Genomic DNA, 6,741 nt, shown 5'->3' with positions numbered 1-6,741 from the left:
CATACTGACTTTGACGCATCAATAAGCGAGAATAAACGACCGAAGTAAACACTTACCAAAAAAAATAGGATGAATCGACAAGAACTGATCAAAACTTTTTCTGACAACCACCATACGGTTATTGCCTATATCCAGGCATTACCTGATCCCCTTTTTTTATACCGTAATCATGAAAAATGGACAGCTGGTCAGCAGCTAAAACATATCCTCTTAACGCTTCTACCCTTTCCAAAGATACTGCAATCAAAAGAGTTCATCGTCCAAAAATTCGGCACCCTACAACGTACAACTTGGGATTACGATACGGTACTTAACAATTATCTCAAAACAAGCCTACAGGCACCAAGTCAATTTTTGCCTGAAGATATCCTGCCTGCACAGAAAATGGGCCTTATAACGCAATTAGAAGAAGTAATAACTAAAATTAATCAGTTATTTGCACTGTACAATGAAGAGGAGCTCGATAGCCTAGTCTTACCCCATCCTTTGCTCGGAAAACTCAGTATACGTGAAATGTTTTACCTGATGAGCTATCATCCCCTACACCACCTGAATCAAATTAAGGAAAACTTGGCGTCATTAAATCACTAAGTCGCACCCTATTTTCAACATGTTGCCTGACTAGCATTCATGGTTTGTGTCTATTCCCTTGTATGGACCATATCATATAAATCAAAGCCTTCAGCCCAATAATCTTTATGGATTTCCCGTAGTACAAAACCATTTTTCTTATAAAATCCAAACGTAAATTGAGAGGTGCCGACTTCGATCTTTTCAACCTGATGATGGGCGTAAAGAAAGTCAATGCGATGATGCAATAAGGTTTTTCCAAAACCAAATCCATGATATTTTGGATTTAAAAAACTCCAACTCAAATATCCTGTGCGCTGATCATCGGAAAAACCTACACCGCCGCCACCAATAATTTGTCCGTTAACCAGTGCAACAAAATACGTCTCCATTTCCTGATCCAGATATTCCCTGAAATCGGCAACCTCGCTCTGTGCAAAGTACTTCGGTATATTCATATGAAGAATATCAATCAGTTTATTGCTATCCTGAACATCATATTTCCTAATTTCCAAATACTTATCCATAATTGGTATGATTACAAATCCCTGTCTATTTTAAACTTACATCTCCTGTGAAGTTTCTTAAATATAGGAATAATTTAGTGGGTTTTTATTGCACTATTCCCAAGCATACCCGCTGATCGCATTTTTATTAAAAAACATAAAAAACTATGGCTATTGGCTTGATTTTTGATTAATTTTACGCTCGCACTGTGGCAAGCAGATGATTATTAAACACCCAATATGCAAAAACCTCAAAAGGATTTACCGATTTTTTTTGAAGCATTAAATCAAATGCCGATTGCCACGGCCATTTATGATAATTCGAACCTCAATATCGCATTTGCCAATTCTCGTATGTTAAAAATGTGGCGTACAGAGAATGAAATCGTTGGACATTCCTTTGGAGAGGTTTTTCCGGTTTTTACCCAGGAAGGATTTGCCGATATACTCCGTAACGTCTGGGAAAGCGGTGTTACCTACAAGGCAGTTGAAACTCCCGCAACGATTGTTGACGGTGATTTCAAAATCAAACGCTATTTTGATTTTGAGTATAAGCCACTCTTTGATAAGCGCGGACGAACAAATTCCATCCTCCACACAGCTACCGATGTCACGCATAAGATACACGATGAGAAACCTTTAGATCGAGAAAATATAACTATCAATCCCGCAACCAACCTGCGCATGATATCCTATACACTATCACATGATGCGAAAAATCCCTTGGCACTCGCTAAATTGGGTATAGGTGTACTTAAAGAACATTTGGATATGCAAACCAATAGGCGGCTCGAACTGTATGAGGTCATCGATCAATCACTTGAAAACATCGCTGACATTATCGACAAAACGGTAGAGCTGAGCCTTGCCCCAATGTATAGGCTACGGAAACAACCTGTCCGTTTAGATCTTACATTGCCCAATTGGTGCCGGGAAGCTAAATTATTATTCCGTAGCCCGCATACTGAACTTATCTTTGGAGACCTTTTTCCAGTAAACAGTGATCAAAATGGAGTTTACCAAATCTTTACAAACTTGATCAACAATGCCATTAAATACTCTTCGGCCAATACGAAAGCAGCGCTGCATATTTATAGTGAAAAAGTAACGAACGGTGTGTTATATATTATTAAAGATAATGGTATCGGGATTCCGCAGCATGAACTCAAAAATATCCGTATGGAAAGACTGCGTGGCTCAAATTCAACGGAGTACCAGGGAAAAGGCATCGGATTGTTTATCGTTCAGGAAATTCTTGAAAGGCTCAAAGCGCAGATGACCATTTTCAGTCAGGAAAACCAAGGGACCGAAATTCGTTTGTTTTTTCCAAATTAATAACGTGACGTAGCCTTTTATCTTCCTTTCAGGACAGATTTTGCCAATCTTATCCTGCTATTCAAGAAAAATCATTGTTGAACTCCTGATTTATAGCTAATTTTGAATGTTTAGAAATTGCAAGCAAATCAGACAAGTCTTTATGAATCATTTTCGTAAATATTGGAAACTACTTTCCCATATTGGTGCACATCCGGACATGTCATACATCGATTTCAAACGCGTATACATGATCAATCTGATTGCATTGTTATGTTTATTTCCGACAATTTTCTTTTCAATCCTCAATCTTATCGACCACCGTTATATTTTAGCAGCGATTAACTTCTGCAATTCACTATGTGCGCTTACGGTCCTTCTACTTCAATATTATGAGAAGCGTACTATCGCTAAGGCAACACTGTTGACAAGTAATGCTGTGTTTTTCTTCGCTGGAGCGCTACTTTATAAAAATGGTGGCGAATACTTTTTATTGTGCACATTGATTGTCTCCATGTTGATGTATGATAATCGAAAGATCCATATAGCCCTTTGTATTACGGTAGCTTTTTTGATTTCACTCTTATATCTACTTCCCGATATACTCCCGTTAAGCCAGCAAGTGCCTCGATCTAGGTCTGTTTTCAATATTATCAATGCACTAGCTTTTATGGTCGTCGCAGTCAACTTCTTTCTTGACATCATCTATAAGAATATAAAAAAAATTGAGCAGCAACGCCGCAACTTAGAATCCATGAATCGGGACAAAGAAAAAATCTTTTCTATTATCGCGCACGATATCAAAAGTCCTTTTGCCAATCTGGAAGCACTGGTCTTTATGTTTCGTAATCAAATGCTCGACAGTACAAACTCCCAGGAATACATCCAGCAGATCTTTCAACAAATTACGCAGCAGAATCAGGCGTTGGATGATTTATTGCAATGGGGCAGCAGCAGTATGCAGGGGATCAATACCAAAGCATCACCCCAGTTGATTAAACCTATAATACAACAAATTGTTGAAGTTTTTAATGAGAATGCACAATCTAAACAGCTAAAAATCAATATTGATATACCAAACAACACACAGATAATTGCCAATCGGGATCATACCATCATTATTTTACGCAACTTGATCAGCAATGCGATTAAATTCAGCTATGTGAGCGGGAATATCAACATCTACACCAGCATGGATGAAACCTATACACATATTCATATTCAAGATGAAGGAATAGGAATTAACCCTTCGAAGTCCGCCGTACTTTTTAATGAGATCCAGCAAAAGTCTTTCGGAACGGAAGACGAACCCGGATCGGGCGTAGGCCTTGTTTTATGTAAGGATCTTATTGAGCGGAACAAAGGTGTAGTGAACATCCAAAGCACACCTAATAAGGGATCCGTTTTTACGGTCGGATTGCCATCCTGCCCCAGCCATAAACCACAAACCGAGTTCAAAGTACCCACATGCTGTTAATTCAACTATAGGTTTAGAAATTTTTTGGTGGTTTTATGGAATCATTGAATTGCCGATGAAGAGAGAAAAATTGAATCTCCCTTTTGTAATTAAAACTATATCTTTATAAAAAGAATTACAGGGTCACTATGATAGAGAATACGTTTGGAATGGATATAATGCCTGAAAATGAACATGACCGACTGAATGCCCTCAGACGCTATAAAATAATGGGAACCCCCGCTGAAGCCAGCTTTGATGGAATTGCAAAATTAGCCAGCCAGATCTTTAATGCCCCTATTGCATTGCTCTCATTGGTGGATGCAGAATCGGTCTATTTCAAAGCAAATATCGGCATGGGCACCACAAAGGAAACGAATCGAGGGCAAAGTTTGTGTAGTCTGGCTATTTTGGACAAGAAAGTAACAGTCTTTGAAGATACATTGGAAGAAGATATCCTACTGACCAATCCAACTGTAATTGGAGACTTTGGGCTACGGTTTTACGCAGGTGCACCCCTTATTACACATGATGGTTTTATGATCGGTTCACTGTGCGTTATGGACAAGCATCCGCGGGCTTTCAGCGCAGCTGATCGACAGATATTAGCAGGTCTTGCACGCACAGCGATGGATCAAATCGAGCTTCGAAGTTCTTCCATCGATAAAATTGATGAGCTTGAGGGCGTCAATATTACCATGGCAACCATGCAACAACGACTGCTCGAACTTAATGACGAAATGGAGCTTGCCAATGACGAACTTTATCGCACGAATAGTCAGCTCAACAAATCCTATGATTTGACAGTGCTACTCAATAAAAATCTCAAAAAAAGTGAACGTCGATTCAGATCCTTTATAGATAAGGCCCCAATAGGCTTTGCGATTTTAACAGGCCGTGAGTTAGTTATTGAAGTTGCCAACGATAGGATGCTCAAGCTCTGGCGCAAAACCGAAATTGTCCTCGGCAAACCACTTGCACAAGCGCTTCCAGAACTTCAGGGACAGCCCTATTTAGGGATATTGGACGATGTCTTTACCACCGGCCAAAACTACATTGGAGATACTGCCTACGCAAGACTTGAGTCTATGGGGGTATTGGGCGATCATTATTTTGATTTTACTTATGAGCCGTTAAAGAATGATGAAGGTGAAACGGAGTCTATTATTGTCATAGCCAATGAAGTTACCGAGCGCATCAAAAGAAACGAACATCTTGAAGCTCTCAACTATCAGTTGGAAATTGCACTAAAAGCTGGTGAACTCGGCTCCTACAATCGCGATATCAGAACAGGAAAAATGGACTGCTCCGAAACCTGTAAAATCAATTTTGGTCTTACCAAAAACGACCGCTTTGACTATGAAGACCTCATGCGAAGCATCGTCCCTGAACACCGCGAAATGGTGTATCAAAAGGTGCAGGACGCTATCCAGAACAAGACCACTTATCACGCTGAATATCTCATCCGTTGGCCTGATGGATCGTTACACTGGATCAATGCATCAGGTCTTCCCAAATACGATCCAGAAGGTCATGCAACTCACCTCATCGGCGTAGTGGCAGATATTACAAAACGAAAGAATTACGAATCACAAAAAGATGACTTCCTGGGCATTGCCAGCCATGAACTAAAGACACCCGTCACGGGCTTAAAGGGAACGATTCAATTGCTGGAACGATTTAAGGACAAAACTGGAAGTGAGATCATTTCAAGGCTTATTGATCAGTCTGCTGTCAATATCAAAAAAATCGTTACACTTGTTGATGACCTGCTCAATATGCATAGAATCAGTGAAGGACAGCTTCATCTCGAAAAAACAACCTTCAAAGCGTCAAAGATTCTTGCCTCCAGTTGTCACAATATCATATCCCAAGGCAATCATCAAGTTAATATTACGGGCGATCTCGATGCAACTATATTTGCTGACGAGCAACGCCTTGAACAAGTGCTTGTTAATTTTGTCAACAATGCCGTTAAATATGCACCAGAATCGAGAGAAATCAATATCACTGTGGAACAGCTGCAAGATTGTATCAAGATAACCGTCAAGGATCAAGGTGAAGGTATTGATCCGGCAGTACAGCCTTTTATTTTTGATCGATATTATAGAGCAAACCATGAAGGCAAATCGTACTCGGGGCTCGGGCTCGGACTCTATATCTCCGCTGAAATTATCAAAAAACACGCGGGTCTAATAGGAGTTGACAGTACGGTAGGCTTGGGCAGCAGTTTCTGGTTTTCCATTCCACGCCCACCAGCGGAAAGATAATCGCAAAAGAGCCGGTAAAAAAACCGGCTCTTTGTTATAAACTCCTATGCGCTTCTATTTACAGACTGCTTATGTGCAGCCGATCGGCATTTCAATATAGACTTAGGCTATCTCCTCAACCGTCGCGTCAGGCGCATTCTTCTTGACAGATTCAATGCCGTTTTCCATACCACTTGCGCTTTCATACATCTCGCTGCTTCCAATAATTTGACCATTGGTCGCCTTGAGATTGAAATAGTACTTACCATTGGTAGCAGTTTTACGATCAAATTTGTTATCGTCCTGAGCATTCTTCTTAACAGATTCAACGCCATTTAAACAGTTTGCTTTAGTTGTATAACCTTCACTGCTTAAAATCACCTGTCCGTTTCCAGCTTTTAGATTAAACTGAAATTCGCCATTTTTCCGAGTTTTTACTTCAAATTTACCCATTTTCTCAATTAATTAAATAAATACATGGTTATTGGAATGAAATCCATACTACAATATAATACTTTTCCATGTCATATGTGTCCTAAATAAATTTTAGGATTGGATTTCTGTGGTACAAGCATAGCTTTTTTCATCATTTCGATATTGACCCCTATTTTTCAATCTGCAAAAATCTTTAGCTGTCCCTTTTTTC

General features: G+C 39.7%; 6 protein-coding genes. 4 read left to right on the top strand and 2 right to left on the bottom strand.

Annotation, left to right across the window (positions count from 1 at the left end):
- Positions 1-69: 69 nt before the first annotated feature.
- Positions 70-591, top strand: coding sequence for a DinB family protein (locus B4Z47_RS18980; RefSeq protein ID WP_070569077.1), 522 nt, complete (start codon positions 70-72; stop codon positions 589-591).
- Positions 592-641: 50 nt separating this feature from the next.
- Here the strand turns inward: B4Z47_RS18980 and B4Z47_RS18975 are convergent, their stop codons facing one another.
- Positions 642-1,097, bottom strand: coding sequence for a GNAT family N-acetyltransferase (locus tag B4Z47_RS18975; protein ID WP_070569080.1), 456 nt, complete (start codon positions 1,095-1,097; stop codon positions 642-644).
- A gap of 219 nt (positions 1,098-1,316) precedes the next feature.
- Here B4Z47_RS18975 and B4Z47_RS18970 point away from each other — a divergent pair, with 219 nt between their 5' ends.
- The 3 genes from B4Z47_RS18970 to B4Z47_RS18960 all read left to right on the top strand — a co-directional run bounded on the left by B4Z47_RS18970 (position 1,317) and on the right by B4Z47_RS18960 (position 6,116).
- Positions 1,317-2,411, top strand: coding sequence for a PAS domain-containing sensor histidine kinase (locus B4Z47_RS18970; RefSeq protein WP_070569084.1), 1,095 nt, complete (start codon positions 1,317-1,319; stop codon positions 2,409-2,411).
- Positions 2,412-2,553: 142 nt separating this feature from the next.
- Positions 2,554-3,867, top strand: coding sequence for a sensor histidine kinase (locus B4Z47_RS18965; protein WP_070569087.1), 1,314 nt, complete (start codon positions 2,554-2,556; stop codon positions 3,865-3,867).
- Positions 3,868-3,995: 128 nt separating this feature from the next.
- Complete coding sequence (locus B4Z47_RS18960) at positions 3,996-6,116, top strand: ATP-binding protein (protein WP_070569090.1); 2,121 nt, start codon at positions 3,996-3,998, stop codon at positions 6,114-6,116.
- A 102-nt stretch (positions 6,117-6,218) separates the two neighbouring features.
- Here the strand turns inward: B4Z47_RS18960 and B4Z47_RS18955 are convergent, their stop codons facing one another.
- Complete coding sequence (locus tag B4Z47_RS18955; RefSeq protein ID WP_070569093.1) at positions 6,219-6,548, bottom strand: YegP family protein; 330 nt, start codon at positions 6,546-6,548, stop codon at positions 6,219-6,221.
- Between the last annotated feature and the right edge of the window lie 193 nt (positions 6,549-6,741).

The organism is Sphingobacterium sp. UBA2610 (assembly GCF_002339225.1).
GTDB classification, from domain to species: domain Bacteria; phylum Bacteroidota; class Bacteroidia; order Sphingobacteriales; family Sphingobacteriaceae; genus Sphingobacterium; species Sphingobacterium multivorum.
This window is presented reverse-complemented; position numbering and strand designations above follow the sequence as displayed.